The 20144-nt window shown below is 69.9% G+C and carries 19 protein-coding genes; 12 read left to right on the top strand and 7 right to left on the bottom strand.

Annotated features, from left to right (window positions below; all coding sequences use genetic code 11):
• Position 1 precedes the first annotated feature (1 nt).
• The 3 genes from AB0B91_RS36095 to AB0B91_RS36105 all read left to right on the top strand — a co-directional run bounded on the left by AB0B91_RS36095 (position 2) and on the right by AB0B91_RS36105 (position 3217).
• On the top strand, positions 2–1438 hold the full coding sequence (locus tag AB0B91_RS36095; protein WP_358329387.1) for an aldehyde dehydrogenase family protein: 1437 nt from the start codon (positions 2–4) through the stop codon (positions 1436–1438).
• A gap of 124 nt (positions 1439–1562) precedes the next feature.
• Positions 1563–2075: a SigE family RNA polymerase sigma factor gene (locus AB0B91_RS36100; RefSeq protein WP_358329390.1), complete on the top strand. Its 513-nt coding sequence runs from the start codon at positions 1563–1565 to the stop codon at positions 2073–2075.
• A complete protein-coding gene (locus tag AB0B91_RS36105; protein ID WP_358329393.1) occupies positions 2072–3217 on the top strand; it encodes a hypothetical protein in 1146 nt (381 codons plus the stop codon). The genes AB0B91_RS36100 and AB0B91_RS36105 overlap by 4 nt, the downstream gene beginning before the upstream one ends.
• Positions 3218–3305: 88 nt before the next feature.
• On the opposite strand, the gene AB0B91_RS36110 is transcribed toward AB0B91_RS36105, so the two are convergent.
• A complete protein-coding gene (locus AB0B91_RS36110) occupies positions 3306–4070 on the bottom strand; it encodes an SDR family NAD(P)-dependent oxidoreductase (protein ID WP_358329396.1) in 765 nt (254 codons plus the stop codon).
• Positions 4071–4199: 129 nt separating this feature from the next.
• Between AB0B91_RS36110 and AB0B91_RS36115 the strand changes: the two genes are divergently transcribed.
• On the top strand, positions 4200–4817 hold the full coding sequence (locus AB0B91_RS36115; RefSeq protein WP_358329399.1) for a hypothetical protein: 618 nt from the start codon (positions 4200–4202) through the stop codon (positions 4815–4817).
• On the opposite strand, the gene AB0B91_RS36120 is transcribed toward AB0B91_RS36115, so the two are convergent.
• Positions 4814–5359: a GNAT family N-acetyltransferase gene (locus AB0B91_RS36120; protein ID WP_358329402.1), complete on the bottom strand. Its 546-nt coding sequence runs from the start codon at positions 5357–5359 to the stop codon at positions 4814–4816. The genes AB0B91_RS36115 and AB0B91_RS36120 overlap by 4 nt on opposite strands.
• 122 nt (positions 5360–5481) lie before the next feature.
• Between AB0B91_RS36120 and AB0B91_RS36125 the strand changes: the two genes are divergently transcribed.
• The 5 genes from AB0B91_RS36125 to AB0B91_RS36145 all read left to right on the top strand — a co-directional run bounded on the left by AB0B91_RS36125 (position 5482) and on the right by AB0B91_RS36145 (position 9283).
• Positions 5482–6636, top strand: a complete 1155-nt coding sequence (locus AB0B91_RS36125) for a hypothetical protein (RefSeq protein ID WP_358329405.1) — start codon at positions 5482–5484, stop codon at positions 6634–6636.
• Between the two features lie 99 nt (positions 6637–6735).
• Positions 6736–7323, top strand: a complete 588-nt coding sequence (locus AB0B91_RS36130) for a TetR family transcriptional regulator (RefSeq protein WP_358329408.1) — start codon at positions 6736–6738, stop codon at positions 7321–7323.
• A gap of 101 nt (positions 7324–7424) precedes the next feature.
• The gene (locus tag AB0B91_RS36135) at positions 7425–7910 is read left to right on the top strand and encodes a MarR family winged helix-turn-helix transcriptional regulator (protein WP_358329412.1); all 486 of its coding nucleotides are present in this window, start codon (positions 7425–7427) and stop codon (positions 7908–7910) included.
• Positions 7911–8423: 513 nt separating this feature from the next.
• On the top strand, positions 8424–9089 hold the full coding sequence (locus tag AB0B91_RS36140) for a nitroreductase (protein ID WP_358329416.1): 666 nt from the start codon (positions 8424–8426) through the stop codon (positions 9087–9089).
• A gap of 17 nt (positions 9090–9106) precedes the next feature.
• Complete coding sequence (locus AB0B91_RS36145; protein WP_358329419.1) at positions 9107–9283, top strand: hypothetical protein; 177 nt, start codon at positions 9107–9109, stop codon at positions 9281–9283.
• Positions 9284–9325: 42 nt separating this feature from the next.
• Here the strand turns inward: AB0B91_RS36145 and AB0B91_RS36150 are convergent, their stop codons facing one another.
• Positions 9326–9535 (bottom strand): hypothetical protein, encoded by a 210-nt coding sequence (locus AB0B91_RS36150; RefSeq protein ID WP_358329422.1) that lies wholly within the window; start codon positions 9533–9535, stop codon positions 9326–9328.
• Between the two features lie 19 nt (positions 9536–9554).
• Here AB0B91_RS36150 and AB0B91_RS36155 point away from each other — a divergent pair, with 19 nt between their 5' ends.
• The gene (locus tag AB0B91_RS36155; RefSeq protein ID WP_358329425.1) at positions 9555–10118 is read left to right on the top strand and encodes an NADPH-dependent FMN reductase; all 564 of its coding nucleotides are present in this window, start codon (positions 9555–9557) and stop codon (positions 10116–10118) included.
• 56 nt (positions 10119–10174) lie between these two features.
• A complete protein-coding gene (locus AB0B91_RS36160; RefSeq protein WP_358329428.1) occupies positions 10175–10492 on the top strand; it encodes a hypothetical protein in 318 nt (105 codons plus the stop codon).
• 269 nt (positions 10493–10761) lie between these two features.
• Here the strand turns inward: AB0B91_RS36160 and AB0B91_RS36165 are convergent, their stop codons facing one another.
• Positions 10762–11439, bottom strand: a complete 678-nt coding sequence (locus AB0B91_RS36165) for a hypothetical protein (RefSeq protein WP_358329432.1) — start codon at positions 11437–11439, stop codon at positions 10762–10764.
• 1377 nt (positions 11440–12816) lie between these two features.
• Here AB0B91_RS36165 and AB0B91_RS36170 point away from each other — a divergent pair.
• Positions 12817–16836, top strand: a complete 4020-nt coding sequence (locus tag AB0B91_RS36170; RefSeq protein WP_358329435.1) for a hypothetical protein — start codon at positions 12817–12819, stop codon at positions 16834–16836.
• Between the two features lie 4 nt (positions 16837–16840).
• On the opposite strand, the gene AB0B91_RS36175 is transcribed toward AB0B91_RS36170, so the two are convergent.
• The 3 genes from AB0B91_RS36175 to AB0B91_RS36185 are packed head-to-tail and all read right to left on the bottom strand — an operon-like array spanning position 16841 to position 20106.
• Positions 16841–17992, bottom strand: a complete 1152-nt coding sequence (locus tag AB0B91_RS36175) for an alpha/beta hydrolase family protein (protein WP_358329438.1) — start codon at positions 17990–17992, stop codon at positions 16841–16843.
• A 51-nt stretch (positions 17993–18043) separates the two neighbouring features.
• Positions 18044–18319 carry a hypothetical protein gene (locus tag AB0B91_RS36180; RefSeq protein ID WP_358329441.1) on the bottom strand — a complete coding sequence of 92 codons (276 nt, stop codon included), beginning with the start codon at positions 18317–18319 and terminating at the stop codon, positions 18044–18046.
• Positions 18320–18348: 29 nt separating this feature from the next.
• Positions 18349–20106: a glycoside hydrolase family 75 protein gene (locus AB0B91_RS36185; RefSeq protein WP_358329444.1), complete on the bottom strand. Its 1758-nt coding sequence runs from the start codon at positions 20104–20106 to the stop codon at positions 18349–18351.
• Positions 20107–20144 lie beyond the last annotated feature (38 nt).

The following is a 20144-nucleotide window of genomic DNA, read 5'->3' on the forward strand; positions in this document are numbered from 1 at the left end:
CGTGACATTTCAGGACTGGTTCGGGGCCTGGCCCGCCGGGCTGCCCGTGGGTGACGGGTGGGTCGAGGTCGCGGACACCACCGATGTGATCTTCCCGTACGACGGCTCGGTGGTGACGGCCGCGCCCGTCGGCACGGTCGCGCTGGCCCGGCAGGCCGTAGAGGCCGCGCTGGCGGCCGCTCCCGGCATGGCCGCGCTCCCTTCGCACGCCCGCCGCGCCGCGCTCATGGCCGCCCACGACGCCCTGGCCGCGCAGCGCGCGGAGTTCGAGCGCCTGCTCGTACTCGAGACCGGCAAACCGCTGGTGGACTGCCAGGTCGAGGTGGCGCGGACGCTCGTCACGCTCCTCACCGCCGCCGAGGAGGTGGCCCGGCTGCACGGCGAGACCGTGCCGCTGGACCTGCTGCCGTCGGGGGAGGGGCTGATCGGGTTCTGGACGCGGCGGCCGATCGGGGTGGTGGTCGGGATCACCGGCTTCAACTACCCACTGCTGCTGGCCGCGCACAAGATCGCCCCGGCGGTGGCCGCGGGCTGCCCGGTCATCGTCAAGCCCGCGCCCGCGACGCCCCTGGCGACGCTCTGGCTCGTCCACCTGCTCCGCGAATCGGGCGCGCTGCCCCCGTCGGGGGTGCAGCTCGTCACCGGCGACGTCGAGGTGGGCAGGACGCTGGTCGAGGACCGGCGGATCGGGGCCGTGTCGTTCACCGGCTCGGCGGCGGCCGGGCACGCCATCGCGAAGAGCGCGGCGCCCACCAAGGTGCTGCTGGAGCTGGGCTCGAACGCCGCGCTCGTGGTGGCGGCCGACGCCGACCTGGAGGCCGCCGCCGCGGCGGTGGTGCGGGGCGGCTACTACGCCTCCGGGCAGGCGTGCATCTCGGTGCAGCGGGTGCTGGTGGAGGAGCCGGTACGCGAGGAGTTCCTGTCGCTGCTGGCCGGGCGGATGAAGGACGTGGTGGTGGGCGACCCCCGCGACCCGCGGACCCGGGTCGCGCCGCTGATCGACCCTGCCGCGACCGAGCGGGTGCTCGGCTGGGTACGCGACTCGGGCGCCACGCTCGTCACCGGCGGCGAACTCGACGGGCGGGCCATCGTGCCCACCGTGCTCGCCGACGTGCCCGACGGGGCCGTCGCCTGGGACGAGGAGATCTTCGGCCCAGTGGTGTGCGTACGCTCGGTGCCCGGCATGGACGCCGCCTTCGCCGCCGTGAACGCCTCCAGGTACGGCCTGCACGCCGCGGTGTTCACCCGCACGCTGGCCACGGCCTTCGCCGCGATCGACCGGATCGAGGCCGGTGGCGTGGTGGTCAACGAGGTGCCGGGGTTCCGGGCGGACAACATGCCCTATGGCGGCGTCAAGGACTCGGGTGCCGGCCGGGAAGGACCCAGGTTCGCCATCGAGGAGCTCACCGTCACCCGGATGGCGATCATCCGCCCTTGACACGGTCACCTTGCGGGCCCGCACCGACCTGCTGAAGAGCATCGTCAGCGCTTGTCCCTGGGCCAAGGTTCCAACCTTTCTGCCTCTCACGGGCGTGAGAACCGGTGAGAGGAGATCATCCACCTTGGATCGTTATGAAGGCTTCCGCGAGTTCGTGCTCGCCCGCCAGCAGGCGCTTACGCGGAGCGCGTACCTGCTCACGGGAGATGTCCACCTGGCCGAGGACCTGATGCAGAGCGTCCTGCTCAAGGTCGCCAACCACTGGCCCAGACTGGTACGGCAGGGCATCCCCGAGGCGTACACGCGCAAGGCCATGGTCAACCAGTACATCTCGTGGCGACGGCGCAAACAGCCGGAGACGCCCAGCACCGACCCGCCGGAGCGCGGACACACTCACGATGACGCCTCGATCGATCGCATCATCATGCGTCAAGCGCTTGCCAGATTGACGCCCCGGCAGCGCGCTGTGATCGTCCTGCGCTTCTACGAGGATCTCAGCGAGCGGGCGACCGCTGAGATCCTCGGCTGTTCACTCGGCACAGTCAAGAGCCAGACCCACCACGCGCTCGGCCGCCTGCGCATGCTCGCGCCCGAGCTGTCCCAGTTGTTCGCCCAAATCGAGGAGGTGCGCCGATGAGCAGGCTGCGCGAGGCGCTGGACGATGTGGCCGCCGACGCCCCGGCCCTCAATCTGGCCGACTGGGCGATCACGAGCAGCCGGCGCAGGCGGCGGACCCGCATGGCCGCGGGGTCGGCTGCCGTGATGGGGCTGGTGGTGCTCGTCGGCATCACGCTGGGCATATTCCCCGGCATCGGGCCGTTGATGGCCGACAAGCCCGTGGTCGCGGTGCGGACCGGCAAGATCGCCGATCTGCCCAGCCGAGGTGTCGGGCCGCTCAGCCACGCCTACCGGACCTTCTGCCTCGTCGGCGGCCCTATCCCGCCCGACTGCAGGAACGGCGAGTGGCGCGTGGTCACTCGCTCCGGCGGGACGTACCACCTGCCGCAGGCGCTGGGTACGAAGAGCGGACCGCACTTCTACCCCCTGGCGATCAGCCGCGACGGGCGCATCATCGCCTACTACAGCCGAGCGGCCATGACGTTCAAGGTACGAGACCTGGCAAGCGGCGCCGAGCAGACCGCGCCCCTCGCCATCGCCGAAGCGAAGCTGGGCGGCAACGCGCACCTGGAGCTCTCCGGCGACGGCCGGTACCTCGCCTTCACCGGCTATCCGTCGAAAAAGGAGGACGGCCTGATCATCGATATGCGAGCAAGAACCACGATGCCCCTGCCGGTCGGGTGGGATCCCAGGAGCATCGACGGCACGACCGTGACCTTGACCCGGAACGGGCTGTACGGGCAGAAGCCAGGGATCTGGGTGATGCCTCTGACCGGAGGCGGTTCACCCATCGCGGTGGGCGAGAGCTACACACGCTTCAGCGCGCTCGCCCCCGATGGCGCCGCAGTGGCCGCGCTGCGGCGGGCTCAGTCCCGGGACTCAAATGACGACACGATCACCGTGCTCGATGCCAGGACCGGCAAAGTCAAGAAGACGGCGACCATGCGGGGTCTGCCGAAGGGCAGTCGCACGCTCACCCTCGGCGTCTGGCTGAACGCGGCCGAGGTAACGCTCGCCACCTCCCCGTCAGACCATTGGAGGGACAACCGTCAGATCACCTACGCGGTGAACGTGGAGACCGGCCAAGTGAGACAGCTCGCCGTCTACCATCCCCAGAGCGTGATGCACCTGGTCATCCCCGGGGCCGCAGCCGCCTTTTGACGAGCCGCTCAGTAGCTGAGCAGGTGGCACGCCCTGCGGACGTCCATGGCATGCGAGCGGGGTGGCAGGCCGAAGTCCAGCCGAGGCATCAGTTGGGCGGGTCGAAGCGGCCGTCCACGGCGGTCCAGCCGCCGTCCACGTACAGGACGGAGCCGGTGACGAAGCTCGCCGCGTCGCTCGCCAGGTAGACCACGGCGCCCGCCATCTCCTCCGCCTGGGCCCACCGGCCGAGCGCGCTCTTGGCGGCGTACGCGTCGTACCAGGCGGGGTTGTCCTTGATCTGCCTGGTCAGCGGCGTCTCGACCACGCCCGGCGCCACCGCGTTGACCCGCACGCCATGCGGGCCGAACTCGGCGGCGGCGGTGCGCAGCAACTGCACCAGCCCCGCCTTGGTGGCGGAGTAGACGCCCTGGCCGGGCTCTGTCACCGAGGCCCGGATCGACGCGAACCCGATGATCGACCCGCGCCCGCGCTCCACCATCCCCGCGCCGAAGGCCCGGATCACGTCGAAGGAGGCCCGCAGGTTCAGGCGTACGACGCGCTCGAACTCCTCGCCGGAGTAGTCGAGCAGCCGCTTGCGCACGTTCGTGGCGGCGGTGAAGACCACCACGTCGGCCGGCACATCGGCGGCGAGCGCCCGCACGGCCTCGGCGTCGAGGACGTCCACTGCGCGCGCCGCCCCGCCGCACCGCCGCGCGGTCTCCTCGGCGGCGGCGCGGTCGAGGTCCGCGCAGACCACCTCGGCTCCGTGCGCGGCCAGCGCCAGCGCCGACTCCCGCCCGATCCCGCTTCCGGACCCGATCACCACAGCGCGCCGCCCATCGAGGCGGAACAACGCGTCGTATGCCGTCATGCCGACCAGCCTAGCGACTGGTCTGACCAGTACACCAGGTCTGCCCTGAGGTGGCGTCGGTGATTCCCAGGGACAGGTCAGGGGTGATCACCGATGAGGCGGGCGAGGGTGGCGCGGGATCGTGGTGTCATGACCCCCACCAACAACCTCGCCCGGGCCTCCTTCACGGCCGGGCCCGCCGCGTTCCTCGGCGGCTGGCTCCTCATGCGTCCCATCGACGGCGACCTCGTGCCCGGTCCGTGGTGGACGGCCGCGCACGCCGTGTGGCTGCTGGGATTCCTGCTGTTCGGCGTCATGGTGCTGGAGTTGCGGCGGATGGCGGCGCCCGCGACCGGCCGGCAGAAGGCGGCGGTGTGGGCGGCGACCGGGGTGGCGCTGTTCAGTGTCCTGGCGAACGTGGTCCAGCTCGTCATCGACCTGGTGGCCGGGTTCACCTCGGCGGACGGGGCGGCGATGCGGGCGGTGTTCGACCAGATGCGGGGTTATCCGGGGGTGGACCTGGTCGTGTACTCGGTGGGGGCCCAGCTGTTCTTCGTGGCGCTCCTGGTGCTGGCCGGGATCATGGCGGTGCTGCGGCGGGCCACCTCGCTCAGCGCCGTGGTGCTCGCGGCCGGGGTCGTGGTGATGGCCGTGGCGATGTTCGGGGTGGGCCGCGACTCGGCGCTGGTCGCGGTGGGGATGGCGGTGCTGTGGCTGGGCGCGCTGCTGCTCGGCCGGGGCCCCGGCGCGCCCGCGCTCAGCGCCTAGCGCTTCGCCTGGGTCGCCCAATCCGGCCTGAGCAGCTCGTACTCCACCTCGCCCTGGTCGGAGCCGTCGATGACGTCCGGCCAGTCCGCGAAGAACCTGCGGACGAAGCGCAGCCCGCACTTCTCCATCACCCGCCGGGAGCCGCGGTTCACCGACATCGTCTGGGCGAAGACCCGGCGGGCGCCCAGCTCGCCGAACGCCTTGTCGATGAGGGCCAGCGAGCCCTCCGTGGCGTACCCCTTGCCCCAGGACGACTTGCGCAGCCGGTAGCCCAGCTCGGGCTCGTCCTCGGCGCCGCCCTTGGGCGCCCGCAGGTGGAACCAGCCCAGGAACTCGCCCGTCTCCCGCTCGATGGCCGCGAAGAAGCCGCCGTGGATGAAGGCGGGCAGGGTCTCGCCGACGATCACCTCGCGCGGGGTGGCCTTGCCGCCGTTGAGGTAGCGCATCACGTCGGGGTCGTTGTGCAGCTCGACGAGGTCGTCGGCGTCGGCCTCGGTGAAGCGGCGCAGGGTCAGGCGGTCGGTCTCCAGGTAGCTGTGCACGCGCCCACGCTAGTCAGCGGGCCTGTCGCTCCTCGACACCTTTTCCCGTCCGGACGCAACGTCCCGAACCGATAGCGTGTGATCACACTTGCGGGACGGTTGCTACGCGATGGGATGGTCACATGGCTGGTGATGGATTCGCCTTCGGGAAGGGCGGCTTCGCGAACGCGCAGATGAGCCTGGAATCGGCGGCGGAAGGTCTGGGCGCGAACTATTACGCGGGACATGAGGTCTCGCTCGGCATGTTCGCCCTGAGCGCGGCGTGCGAGTGGCCTGCCCGGCACGAGTACATGAACACCTGGGAAGACCTCAAGCAGGAGTGCCGCTACGGCGACAAAGAGGCCACGACCCTGGCCGGTCTGCTGAAGAAGACCGAGGACGGCTACAACACGGCTGAGAGTGAGAGCGCCCGCACGGTCCTCGCCGCCGTGGCCGAATCCCAGGAGGCGAAGCCCGCCGAGGTTCCCGAACCCTACATGGACCATGATCCCTATAGTCTGGATACGCCCTTTCCGTGGTCGTTCGCCGGCGGCGCGGGCGTCGCGTCGACGGGCTTGGTCGCCCGGTTCGGCGTGGCATGGGAGAAGGAGGAGGCACTGCTCCGTGCGGCCAATGACCAGGCCTGGGTACGGAACACCTACCGGTCCCCTTCGCTTCGTGCGGAGGCCTTGTCGAAGCTCGCCGAGCGGAGCCAGGCCACGCTGAGGAACCTGACGTACGCCAAGGCGTTCTGCTATACGGCGGCAGCCGCCGGACTCGCCTGGGCCTCCATGATCGTCCCTTCGGACGAGGACATCGACCGCGCGATCGCGGGCTGGGACAGCCTCGCCTACGACTGCGGACAGATCTTCGGACACGACACCCGGGCCGTCCGGGAGGCCATCGCCGCGTCCTGGGACGGGCTCGCCAAGGACTCCGCCGACCTGAGGCTGGTCGAGTTCATCGCCGCGGGCAACCATGTGACCGAGAGGACGCGCCGCCTGTCCGCCGCGCTGTCCGATACGGTTCGGGACCTCGACCGGATCCACCTCATCGCGCTGGCGTTCTCCGCCGTCAGCCTGGCCGCCATCGCGGGCGCCGGAATCGCGGCCCGGGTCAACCCCGCCCTGCGCCCCGTCACCGAGTTCCTCGGCACCCGGCTGGCCATGGTGATCCTGTCCTGCGCGCAGTTCGCGCCGGCGGCGGCCGCGGGAGCACTCGCCTGGTACCGGATGGCCGACGCCAGCCGGCCGACCACCATCGGGGGCCGCGAGATCACCGGGTTCAGACGTCCCTGAGCCGTGCTCTCGAGAAACTGGCCACCGCGCTGCGACACCAGCCGGCGATCCCGCCACTCCTCGTGTGATTGTGTGGTTTGAGCGGCGCAGGAGGTGGGATTGAGGCGGCGGACGCAGGCCGAGCGGACCAGGGTGACGACCGGCGAGCTGATCGAGACCGCGCTGCGGCTGTTCGGCAGGGACGGCTACGCGGCGACCTCGATCGACGACATCGCGCGCGAGAGCGGCATGACCAAGGGCGCGGTCTACCACCACTTCGCCGGAAAGGCCGACGTGTTCAGGGCCGTGTTCGTCCGGCAGGAGGAGCGGCTGGCCGAGCTGATCGCCGCCGCCTCCACCGGGACCGACGATCCCCGGGAGGCGGTCCGGCTGGGCGCGCTAGCCTTCCTGCGGGCCTGCGCCGGGCCCGAGGTGCGGCGGATCGTCCTGCTCGACGGGCCCGCCGTCCTGGGCTGGGACGGGGTACGGGAGATCGAGTACGAGCACACGCTCAAGCTGCTGCGCACCGGCCTGGAGGTGGCGGCCGACCAGGGCGGCATCGCGCCCGGCGACGTGACGGTCCGCGCGCACCTGATCTTCGGAGCGCTGTGCGAGGGCGGGATGCTCATCGCCCGCGCCGACGACCGGGCCGCTGTGCTCACCGCCGTCCTCGCCCAGGCCGAACGCCTTCTCGACGCGCTCATCTAAGTGTGCGGGGCCGCTGACGGCTCGCCGGGCCGGTGGCGTGCCAGCTGAGTAATCTCAAATGATACCGTATTGAATGAAATGATAGCTGGTAACATAGGTTCATGAGCGCTGACGTTCCGCACGCGGCCACCGTCTCGCGTGCGACCGACCGCCCCGGGGATGCCTCGCCTTTCGCTCTCGGCTTGCTGCTGCGGCAGGCGCACTGGCGCGCGGCCACGGTGATGGCAGACGCGCTTCGACCGCTCGGCATTGAGTTGCGGCACTTTGCCGTGCTGATCGTGCTGGTCGACCGCGGGCCCACGATGCAGCGGGACTTGGCGGCGGCGACGGGGTCGGACAAGGCGGGAATCATGCGGGTCGTGGACGACCTGGAGCGTAAGGGGCTGGCCGTGCGCAAGCCCGTTCCGGGGGACCGGCGGGCGCGGGCGGTGGAGATCACGCCCCAGGGCGTCGAGCTTTTCGATGCGGCCCATGTGGCGGCGGAGCCGCTGGCTGAGCGGCTGGTTGCCGGACTGGAGCCCGGCGGGCCCGAGCAGCTGAGAGATCTGTTGACCCGGTTTGCTTATCCCGCAGGCGGCGAGGCGTAAGCGCGCCCACGAGATAGCCGGCGCAGTACGGTCTGCCGGGGCCATCGACCACGTGTCCCCTGTAGTTGGGCGTGGCGAGGATGCCGCCGAAATGGGCGACCGAGTTGTACGGCGGTTCCCCTGTCCGTCGTGGCGCGAGGCGGTCGAGGTGAGGTCGCTGTAGACCTTGTCGGGGGCAGGTTCTAGCGCCAGAGGCAGTCGGACGCGGTATCCCTGAACGCCTTGAGCCGGGCCGCGACATTGCCGAAGGCGAGGGTTCCTGGACGTGCCATAGGCGGACCTCGGCCTCGGCCCCTGCGGTGGCGCGTACCGCGTCGGCCGGCGTGAAGTTGTTCCTGTAGTGCGCTAGTGGACGACGGCGATGTTCGTGGTCGGTTCCTTCACGAGTCAGCTTCCTCGCGATGCGCGGGGCTTACATCTCTTGTCATATAGTATTGAATGATACAGTTACGAATGATACCGTCGTGAACGTAGCGAAGTTAGACACGTTGAGCAGGTGGGGAGCTAGCGACCTTGGACGTCTATGAGGCGGTAACGAGCCGACGGGCGGTGCGCGGATACACCGACCGGCCTGTCCCGAGGGAGGTGCTGGAGCGCGTGCTGTCCGCCGCGGCTTGGTCGCCGTCCGGCTCGAACCTCCAGCCATGGCGCGCCTACGTGGTGACCGGTCAGCCGCTGGCCGAGCTCAAGAAGCGCGCCGGGGAACGCCTGGCCGCAGGCGACCCCTGGGACGAGCGGGAGTACGAGACGTACCCGCTCGCACTGAAGTCCCCGTACCGCGAGCGCCGATTCGCCTTCGGCGAGGAGCGCTACGGCGCACTCGGCATTTCGCGTGACGACTTGGAGTCGCGCCAGCGGGCCGCTTCGGCGAACTGGGACTGTTTCGGCGCGCCCGCCGCCCTGTTCTGCTACATCGACCGCGACCTGGGCCTGCCCCAATGGTCCGACCTCGGCATGTACCTGCAGACGGTCATGCTGCTGCTCCGCGCCGAAGGGTTGCACAGTTGCCCGCAGATGGCGTGGTCGATGTATCGCAAGACCGTCGCGGAGGCCCTGTCGCCCTCGGACGAGCTCATCCTCTTCTGTGGCATGTCCATCGGGTTCGAAGACACCACGGTGAGTTACGTCCGTACGGGCCGGGCGCCGCTCGGGGAGACGGTCACCTTCGTCGAGGGTTAGCCCACAGGGGAAAGATCTTGAACGCCGAACAAATCATCACCGCAACCGCCGAAGGCGGCGGAACTCTCCTGGCCGGACGTTTACCGCGCATCGGCGACACCGCCATCGCCACCGATGCCACCGACGAGGCGCTGAATGCCGGCATGGTCGTCAACGTCGCACGGCCAGACGCATTACGTCGCGGCCAAGGCTGACGTCGTCGGGTTCGCCCGTTCTCTAGCCCGTGAACCGGGCGGCTACAACATCACCGCCAAAGGGATCACTTCGGCCTCGCCATTACCGAACAGGCGCGCAAGACGTTCCCCGCGGCGCTGCCGGAAGCGCAGCGCGACACCCGCGCCCTGCGACGCGACCAGAAGCCCTCTCGGCGCGGTCGTCTTTATCGACTCTTCCAACGCCGGCTTCATCACCGGCCAGCCCGTCAATGGTGACGGCGGCAAGTTCACACCTCGAAAGGAAAACGCAATGACTTACACCGTTGGTTACATCGTCGGGAGCCTGTCCCTGAAGTCGATCAACAGGAAGCTCGCGCTGGCTTTGACCCGTCTCGCGCCGCCGGAACTCCACCTCACGGAGATCCCCATCGGCGAACTGCCCTTGTACAGCCACGACCACGACTCGGACTACCCAGCCGTGGCCCAGGAGTTCAAGGATGCGATCAAAGCCTCCGACGCCCTCCTGTTCATCACCCCGGAGTACAACCGGTCCATCCCGGGCGCGCTGAAGAACGCCATCGACTGGGCGACCCGGCCCTATGGAGCCAACGTGCTGAACGGCAAGCCGGCCGCGATCATCGGCACCTCACCCGGCCCGATCTCCACCGCGGTCGCACAGCAGCACCTCAAGACCATCCTGTCCTTCACCAACTCCCCGGTGCTGGGTCAGCCCGAGGCCTACATCCAGTTCACCAAGGGACTGATCGACGACGAGGGAGCCATCCAGGTGCCGTCGACCGCCGAATTTCTGACCGGCTACATGCGGGCCTTTACAGCGCACATCCGGCGCCACCACCACACCTCGGACCTGTAGCCCCACTCTGAGAGTGAGGCGTCATCGTCGCCGCCGGCGTCGGTCGGCTGGCCTACGTGCACACTCTGACTCTGGCCGGCGTGTCGGGCTCGCACTTCCTCAGCCTGGGCGGGTCGCTGGTCATGGCCCGCCGCTGGGAGTCGCTCATGCCTGGCGGAGCGGCCACCCACCCGCCGGAGCGAGAGGTCCGCCTGCCACGACCAGCATGGCCCCCTCGTCAGGTCTACGAGGAGGGCTACCCGAGGGGCGACGCAGGACCGGCCAGAGCCGATCTGATCGCCGATCAGGAAGCCCCAGTCGCCGGTCAGAATGCGAGGTCGGCCCGCAATGGCCCGGCTCAACGCCCGGGACTTGCCAGCGCCGTCCAGCGGTGATCCTCGCACGGCGGCGCTGATCCGCTTCTCGGTGACTCCAACATGCGCGATCCCAGCGTGCTGTACCTCAGGGCTGCAGATGATGAACAAGCCGTCCTTGCTCGGCATCGCGCGTCTGCCATGTGTCCTCCCTTGGTTCGGTTTCCACGATGCGGAGCGCCGGGGCTCCCCCGCAGGCGGACTTGTAACGGCCTCCGCCAGCGCTCCGCCGAAGGGCCGGCCACCACAAGAAGCTCCCGATCACAAGTACAACGGCGGCCCCCCGCTCTTCAGGAGGAAAGGAAGTCCAAGTGGAATCCGGCAAGAAAAAGCAGCACTGCGGCCCAGCGAGCGGGGTGCGCCGGCCGAGCCCGATCCAAGAGGAATGCCAAGGTGAAACTTACCGGGAGTAAGACGCCGTAGACGGTAACTACCCACATAATCGCCATCGCGAGAACGAGTGGGACAGACACGACCGCGACGGGTGTCAGCGCAACACCGGCAAATAGCGCAGGGATCAGCTTGTCCGGCAAGGAGTCGACCTCAACGTCGTCGAAGAGGTATAGAGCTGCCCAAACAGTGATACCTGCGCATATAACGACAAGGGCGATCCAGAGATGAGACGTCCAAAGAAATCGCCAAATCTCGGACCGGGTATACTGGGTCAGTGGCCATGTCGCGATCAGCAAGGAAGCTAGGATTACCAACACGAATTGGTTGGCAGTGATATTCAGTGGCTTTTTTGCCTGCTCCTTAAGAAAATCGACTCGCGGGATTTTATTCATCCGCCGCCCGAATGCGCGCAGCGGCTCAGGCCCGATCAGATCGAGGACGACGGTAAGGCCCGCAAGGAACTGGAGCGCCTTCCCCAAGCGACCCCAGATATAGAGAGGCTGGCCCCACAGCGTGGCACCGGTGAGTTGCTGACCGTCCAGCCAGCGCGTCCATAACTCCCAGAGCTCACCCATGGGGGCATCTTGCTGGCCCCGTGTGCCGCTGTCCAGAGATCACCCGTCCAGCCAGGGCCTGCCAGGTGTCGGGCTCGGCCTCCATCTCGACTGGTCGTGTTCTCCGCGCGGCCACACCAGGCTCGTGAGCGATCCGCTCGTAGGAGTTGCTGTTGGCGCGCAGCTGGCGAGCCCGGTCCACATCCCACGACAGCCGATTCCCCTGAAGAGTTCAAGCCCTTCCCGCTCGGCCATCCGCGCCACCGCCGAGAGAGCCACTGTCACCGGTGGGGCGATCTCCGCCTGGTTCGCCTTCTGCTCGATCGCGGCCCGAATCGGCCGCATCCGCGATCCGGCGCATGGTCTCGTCACACACCGCGAACTGGGCGACGATGTCAGCCATCGGCATGTTGCCGGCCTAGGCATCGGCCACCTCGTCCTGCGACATCTGCGGGAGTGGGCCCACCGACCGCGCGCACGGCAACGCGACAGGGCGCGACGGAGGAGCACCTGCATACAGAAATCGCCCCGCCCCCAGCACAGAGACAAGGCGACATGATGACGATCAGGCGGTGTGGTGTGTGGTTGTCGCGGAATCTCCAGGTTCTGGAGTATGGACCGGATGGGTCCGCGCAATGTGCGTGAGCCCGGACTGACGGGGTGACCGGCTTCGTGGCGAGCCGCCGATGCTGATCATGGATGGCACAGCGTCACGCGAGCGGCGCGAAAATGGGCAGGCTCGCGCCCGTCGTCGGGGCTTATGTCCTTTTTGGGGGCAACACCTCGCATCGGTGGGGAAAGTCCCCGCTGCTCTTGAGAGCCCCACCAGGTCAGCCATGTGATCAGTGAGCCCTCAAGCGTCCTGTGACGCCGTTTTCGGACAACACCCCATCGCCCATCGTTTTGAGCGCAGTTCGCCGGAATGGGAGGTGCGATTTTCGGCGATAGGTGCGCGGGGAGGTCTGGAACAGACGCTTCAGTCCTTTGAGCCTGGCGGATGCCGCTGTCAGCGGATCGTCCGGCCCAGTCCGCTGAACGGACTTGCTCCCTCATCGAACCAGACCTCGCCCTCGGAGCATTGCGCGTGGCTGCCCGTGGCGTCGTTCGTCCGGTGGTACGAGGCCGACGCTGCGGAGGCTGTTCGGCACCGAGCACGACAGGTGCCGCGCGGCCGTGCCGGGCTGGTGGCCCCGCCGGCGCTCCTATGTGGCGGAGAAGCCCTGACCTGAACCAGAACATCCGTCCGGTCATTTCCCGAGGTTGGGGCCCCATGTTGGGTCTAATTTGACGGTAAGTGATGAAGTGTGGTCGGGTTGTGACCTATGTTTCTGATGGGGTAAATCGCACCGCTTCGGGGGTAAGTGTTCCGTGCGGTATCCATGGCACGCCCTCATGCGCGTGCTCGTTTCCGCTTCCATGACCAGCGCGGCCCTGGTGGCCGTGCCCGTCGCCGCGCAGGCGGCCGCGCCGTCGTACGAGCAGCTGTCGTACGAGCGGCCGTCGGAAAGACAGGCGGCCGGTAGACAGGCGGCCAGACCCAAGATCCGCCCGGTGCCCGCCGTGCGGCAGCCGGCGCCCGCCGCCGTGAACGTGCCGCTGGAGCCGTCGCTGGCCCGCAGGGACGCGGGCGCCGAAAGCGTCGGCCCGCAGGCGCCGGAGGTGACGACGCCCGCCGGGCCCACGCTGGTCAACGAGATCACCGCGGAGGCGGCCAAGCGCGTCGGCGCGAAGCGGCCCGACCCGAAGCAGGTGCTGCCCGATACCGGCCAGGCGGCCACGCTGGCGGTGAAGAATCCGGTCGCGGGGCTGTTCGACAAGCTCGCCGCCCAGAAGGTCGCGTCGTCGCTGTCCTACCGGCTCTGCGTGGAGAGTGCGGCGGTACCGGTCTCCTGCTCGGTCTCCCGGCCCGTGGGGGTGCCCGCCGCCGCCGACATCACCGGCGACGGCATGCCCGACCTGGCCGCCGACCTGGTGCCCACGGCCAGTCCCAAGGACTCGGCCGTCGGGCTGGGCTTCGCGGTCAGGCGGCTGCCCGGCGCCGAGACGAACCTCAAGGCGCAGGTCTGGGCGGAGTATGACGGCCGCGTGTCGGTCGGCTTCGACGGGCTGCACCGGGGCGCGTCGCTGTCCGGCTTCGACTGGGGCACCTTCACCGTTGACCTCACGGGCAAGCGGGTGAAGGCGAGCGTCGAGCGTACCGACCCCGGCGCGTCGGCCGCGATCGTGGCCGGGCTGACCGGCCGCAGTGTGGTGAGCCTGCGCCAGACGCCGGCCACCGAGAAGCTCTCGGTCGACGTGAACCTTGACTCGACCACCCTGGACGTCACCAGCTCGGCCTCCGCCAAGCTCGACGCGCTGGCCGTCAGCGGCAGCCGCTTCACCCAGACGGTGCTGGACAAGATGCCGGCCAGGGCCAAGATCGCGCTGACCCGGGGCGAGGACGGAGCCCGGATCCGCTTCAGCAGCCCGAGCTCGATCCGCCACGCCGAGCTGCACAGCTACGTCTACAGCGACGGCGCTCTCGCCAGGGCGGCGAGCGTCGAGGCCCGCGACGTCCCGCCGTCCATGACCGCCGCGTACACCGCCGCGAACGGCAAGCAGATCCTCACGGTCGACTCGGGCCGCCCGCGGGCCGGTTCGGCCAAGCTGCTCTACTTCGACCGGGCCGCCGCCAAGACCGTGCTGCGGGCCGAGCTCAGCGGCCTGCCCGCCAAGGTCCGCCTGGTGAACGACCTGGCCGAGCACCGCGTGACGCACACCTCCAGCTCGAAGATCGGCCGGTTCGCGGTCGTGCTGCAGCGCGATGAAGGCGCCATCTCCAGCCCGCGCGGCGGCCACGTCACGATGATCAAGAACGGGGACGCCGTCGGCGTGTCCGGGCTGCTGACGGGCCTGTCCGGCTTCGACGTCACCTACGGCGCGGTGCCTCACGCCCGCCTGGAGGTCGGCTCCAGCGGCCGGTCCTTCCTCGGCGCGGCCAGTATCGACGGCACCCGCCTGGCCAGGCTGGAGATCTCCAACACGCCCGCCAAGGTCGACGTGACGCTCGACCCGGCCGCGCGGAAGGCGGTCTACCAGGCCAGCGGCGTGATCGACAAGGTCAGGGCCGCCTACACCGACACCAAGTCGGGGCCCACGATCGACGGCACCATCCAGGGCGTGCACGACGACGTCAAGGCCGCCTGGGAGCTGGGGGAGCGCTCGACGGTCGACATCACCTCCTCCTCCACGCTGGGCCAGGTGCAGATCTACGCGAACAAGGCCTACGTCACCAAGCCCCAGGGCGAGGACGTCCAGGCCGCGGTGTCCGGCGTGCGCAAGCACGTCGAACTGGTGGCCGACACCGCCGCCAAGACACTGACCTGGACCTCGGACGGCCCGGTGCGCTCGGTCTCCGCGCTGGCCCGCGCGAACGCGCAGGGCCGCTACATCACCGCCGCCGCCGAGGTGACCGGCGTGCCCGCCCGCTTCGACGCCTCCTGGAACGGCGGCGCCTACCGCTTCCGCGGCCTGTCGGGCCCGGTCGGCTCGGCGGCCGTGGCGTTCACCAACCACGACGGCGCCAAGGCGCCCGCCGGGCCGCACCTGGCCGCCCACTACGACCAGGCCACCGGCGACCTCGACGCGAGCGTGCGGGTCAAGGGCCTGTCGGCGGTCGAGTTCAGCCCGGGGGAGCAGGGCTTCACCGCCGACTTCAAGGCGGCTCGGCAGACGCTCGCCCTCGACACCGACGTCACCCAGGGCGACCTGCGCTTCGGGCTGCTGGGCAGGCTCGGACCGCTGCCCGGCCGCCTGGCGGTCTCGGCGGCCGGCGGCGCGCTGACGTACTCGGGGTCCCGGCTCGACGTGACGGCCCGTGCCTGGCTCGGCAAGGCGGGCGCGCTCAAGAACATGGCCGCCGCGCCGGCCGTGCCCGGCGGCATCTCGCTGGTGGACGGCGGCTGCGTCGCCGGATCTCCCGGCTGCCAGCCGGGCGCCTTCTGCACGGACCGCGGCTGCTTCGGCGTCCAGGGCTACCTCGACGTGCAAGGACTGCCGGACCAGGTCACGGTCGACCTGGCCAAGAAGTCGTTCACGTTCGCCGGATTCGCGCCCAAGCGCCGCTCGCTGGGGGTCTACTTGGCCAGTACGATCCTGGCACCGGTGCCGATCAAGGCGCGGGCCACGCTCACCGGGCTGCCTTCCAAGATCACCAGCATGTCCGTCGGCCCGTTCGACGTGACACAGGGCAACGCCGTGCAGGCGAACTACCGGATCGAGCCGGCCGCCACGCTCGGCTCGCTGGACCTGCTGGCCGAAGCGGGCAACCTACGCGGTCATGTGGCCATCGACCCGGTGCCGGCCGCCGTCGCCGTGCAGGGCAGCTATGGTGCGCAGACCCGCATCCGGGTGACGAACTCCGCGGCCGTCAAGCGCCTCAGCGCGAAGGTCACCGTGGACGGGGCGGGCACCGGCGAGCTGCGCTTCGGCGACGTGCCCGCCAGGTTCGGCGTGGACGCGGACGCGTCCGGCGCGAACCTGCGGATGCCCGCCGTCACCTACAAGGCGCTGGGCGGCGTCAACACGCTCGACGGCTACCTCGGCGTGGAAGGCGGGCTGATCGACCCGCAGGGGAAGCTGGGCGACGTGTCGCTCGCCGTCACCGACCTGGCCGCCGACACCACCGTGCGGCTCAACCCCGACCAGTCGCTCGACCTGGTGTCCAAGCCGGTGCCCACGGGGCGGATCCAGGTGCACGCCGGGCTCGCCATCGACCCGGTCGCGCCACAGCGCATCGCGGTCAGCAAGGAGATCCCGTACACCACGGGCTTCCTGTCCTACCAGGTCGGCGGCGCCTTCGGGCTCGGCAAGAGCACCATCAAGGACGTGTCGCTGGACGTCCGCCGCATGGCGTGGCTGCGCGTCAGGCCGGGCAAGATCCCGTTCGGCATGAAGGCGCCGCCCGCGCTGGGCTATGTCGCCCCCGGCTTCGAGGGCGACTACGGGCGCCTCGCCCTCGCCGCGAGCGGGGTGAACCTGCGCCCCGACGTCAACCTGAACGTCAAGCTGAGCAGGAAGCTCGGCAACGACATCTTCAGTGACGCGGTCCGTATCGGCCCGGCCACCTCGCTCGCCATGCGCCGCTACGACCAGCGGATGCGGCGGATCGGCGCCAAGCAGGCGATCAGCGCGGCCGGCGTGCAGCTGGCCTGCCTGACCGTCGACGCGAAGCCGGGCTACGCCGCCAAGGGCACGAACTCGATCACGCTGCGCGGCGCGGACGGCCCGCAGATGGTCTCGCTGCTCGACCCCGGCGGGCAGGTGCCCGACTACGCGGTGGACCTGCTGACGCACTTCATGTCGCCGTTCCCCGGCGCCGACTGGAAGGTGGCGGGGGCCAAGGCCGGACACTGCGCCACGGGCAGTCCCAAAGCCTGAGTCGTCAGCGGGGGCCCAGGTAGCCGGGTGGCGGGCCGGCGCCGTCATACGTACGCACCGGGCGGCCGGCCAAGAAGGCGCGCAGGGTGCTCAGGTAGGGCTTGCCCCGGTACGAGCCGTCCGCCAGGTAGGCGATGCCTGCCTGGGGGAGGGCGGCGTGGTAACCGTCCACGGCCGACCACTCCTGCCGGTCACGAGCCCCTTTGACGATCAGGGCCGGGACCGCCGAGTCGGCCAGGCCCTGCCGCAGGCCGGTGGGGGCGGTGCGCTGGGCCAGCCGGGCGTAGCCGCCGGCGTGGTCGTGCTCGAGTTCGCGGTCTCCGGCGAAGGCGTGGGCGGCCGGGGGACTCGATCTCAGGAGCGTGTAGACCGCGAGCAGACGGGGTGAGAGAACGTCCGGGCCGGTGAAGAAGGAGGCGGCCTGCGGGCGGTCGAGGGCGGCGGGGGCGGCGAAGACGGCCTTGGCGACCTGGTCGGGATGCTCCGCCAGGTAGGCCGCGGCCAGCCGGGCGCCGTAGTCCTGGCCGATGAGGATCATCCGTTGGGCGCCGATCTCCTGCCGTACCGCCTCCAGGTCGGCCACGTCGCGGGGCAGGCTGTACCCGCGCGGGTCCGCCAGCCGCTCGGACCGGCCCGCGCCGAGCTGGTCGTAGACGTAGACGGTGTAGCCGTCGGCGGCCAGCCCGGCGAAGAACGCCGAGTCGCCGGCCAGGTCGGCCAGTCCGGGCCCGCCGTGCAGGAACACCACCGGCTCCGGCCGCGTGACCCGCTTGGGCGCCAGCCGTACGTAGGCCAGCTGGGAGCCCGTCGCCAGCCGCCACTCCCGCTGACCGGCCGCCGGTTCCAGCGGCGCGGGGTCGCCCGGCGGCGCGTGCAGGGTGGCGGCCGCGACCTGCCAGACCACGGCGGCCTCCACCGACAGGATGACCAGGGCCCGCAGCCAGCGCCCCCAGACCGGGCGCGGTCTCGGCACGCACAGCAGCAGGCCGAGGAAGAACACCGACGCGAACACCGCGAGCCCCGTCACGGTGAAGACGTCCGGCCCGGCGCCGAGCATCGCCATGCCGGCCAGCGCCGCCAGGCCCGGGATCGGGGAGAGCGCCAGGATCACGAGCCCTGTCAGCAGCCGGCCGGCTCGTCTGGCAAAAGTACGCACAGGCCGAAACTAGCTGAAACCACCCGCGCGGGAGGGTGAATCGAGAAGCCGTCAGGGGAGCGAGCGCCCCAGCCGGAGCCGGAGGTGGCCGTCGCGGCGCGCCATCTCCCGCACCGTCCACACCCGCTCCTGTACGACGTCGCCCCGGGTGGTCACGTATCCGCCCACCCGGAGCACGGGACGTCCGGTGTCGTCGGTGACGAGCTGCACCCGCGACTCCGAGTCGTCAGCGAAGATCAGCAGGAAGTCCGCCGGATCGGCCGGGGTGTCGAGGATGAGGCCGGGACGGAGGTGGGGGTCCGGGATCCGGATCACGTGGTCGTTCACCCGGACGCCCCTACCCCGGCCGGGCGGTTTCAGTTGTTGTTGAGGAACTGCTGTGCGAGCGTCCTGCCCAGGTTCACGGCCTGGGTGTGGTTCTCGATCGTCGACACCTTGGTGCCCGACCCGGTGAACACGATGTAGGTGACGCCGGAGTCGGTGCCGCCGTTGCTCGGGTCCGGGTTGATGCCCAGGTCGGCGGCCGTACGGTACGACGCCTCACCGATGATGCCCGTCGGCCCGGTATCACCCATGACGGCGTACTCCACTTGGCCGTTGTAGACGATCGCCACCACCGTCCCGCAGCCGATTCCCTTGGTCCGGTAGTCCCAGGTGCTGCTGGGGCTGGGCACCACCATGTAGGCGAGCTGCGCCGCGTTGAGCGGGCCGTCGGAGGTGGTCTGGCAGAACGTCTCGTTCTGGAAGCAGCAGTCGGTGTCCTCGTTGCACTGCGTCGTGCGGACGCCGTCGCAGTCGATGTCCATGTCTCCCTTCCAGAACACCGCGCCGGTCTTCTCGCACACCGCCACCGTCGCCGTGCTGACGTCGGAGTCGGTCTTGTACTTGCCGTTGGAGATCTGACTGCACGCCGTGACCTTGGCCAGCAGCTGGTCGGCGGTGGGCCCGGTGGTGCCGCCGGTGGCGGTGCCGGTGACCGTGGCGCTGTGGCCGGACTCGTTGCCGGCCGCGTCCACGGCGGTGACCGTGTAGCTGTGCGTGGAGCCGGAGGTCAGGCCGTTGATCGTGGCGCTGGCCGTCGGCGAGGTGGCCACCACGGTGGTGCCCTCGTAGACCTTGTAGCCGGTCACGCCGACGTTGTCCGAGGAGTCGTTCCAGGCCAGCGAGATGCTGCTGGCCGAGGTGCCGGTCACGCGGGGACTGGCGGGCACGCTCGGCGCCTGGCCGTCCGGGCCGCCGGAGCCGCTGACCGACAGCCGGTCCACGTTCGGGCCGCCGTTGGCGGAGGTGCCGGTCGCGCGGATCGTGTTGACTCCGGCGTTCAGGGTGACCGTGACCTGGCCGTCGGCCCAGGTGTCCCAGTTGGTGGTACTGGCGAAGTTCACGCCGGCGGCGGCCACGGAGCCGTTGACCGCGATGTCCATCGGCCGCGTCACCGTGGTGCCGTTGGCGTAGCGGAAGGTCAGGGTGTGGGTGCCGGCGTCGGCGACGCTGACGCTCCACTCGATGTACCCGCCGACGGCGTTGACGTAGTCGACGAAGCCGGTGCCGGTGTAGCCGGTGTGGTTGGTCGCCACGCTGGCCTCCGACAGGGTGGCCGCCTCCGCCTGGTACTCGGTGGCGGGGGCGCCGGCGACCGTGGCCTCCAGGTAGTCGAGGTTCGGGTTGCCGCCGGCGTTCGTCGAGATGACGCGGATCTTGTTGTCACCCGCGTTCAGCGTCGCGGTCAGCGTGGAGGTGGCCCAGGTGTTCCAGTTGGCGGTGGTGCCGAAGGAGCGGCCGGCCGAGACGACGGTGCCGTTCACCGAGACGTCCGCGGTGCGGGCCGAGGTGGTGCCGTTGGAGTAGCGGATGGCCAGCGTCGCGGTGCCCGCCGAGGGCGCGTTGACCGTCCACTCGGTGTACGGGCCTACGACGTTGTCGCCGTTGACGAAACCGGTGCCGGAGAAGCCGGTGTGGTTGGCCTCGACCACGCCCTGGCTGACGGTGGCGTTCTCGGCCTCGTAGCGGACCGTGGCCGCCCGCGCGGGCAGCGCGGTCAGGCCGGCGGCGAGGAGGGTGAGGAGGGGAAGCAGGATCAGCGGGCGTAAGCGAGCCCGGGCTGGAGAGTGCACGGCTGGCCCTTCTGCCGAATTCGTTAGGAAGGCTTCCT

This window comes from Nonomuraea sp. NPDC049141 (assembly GCF_040648415.1).
Taxonomy (GTDB): domain Bacteria; phylum Actinomycetota; class Actinomycetes; order Streptosporangiales; family Streptosporangiaceae; genus Nonomuraea.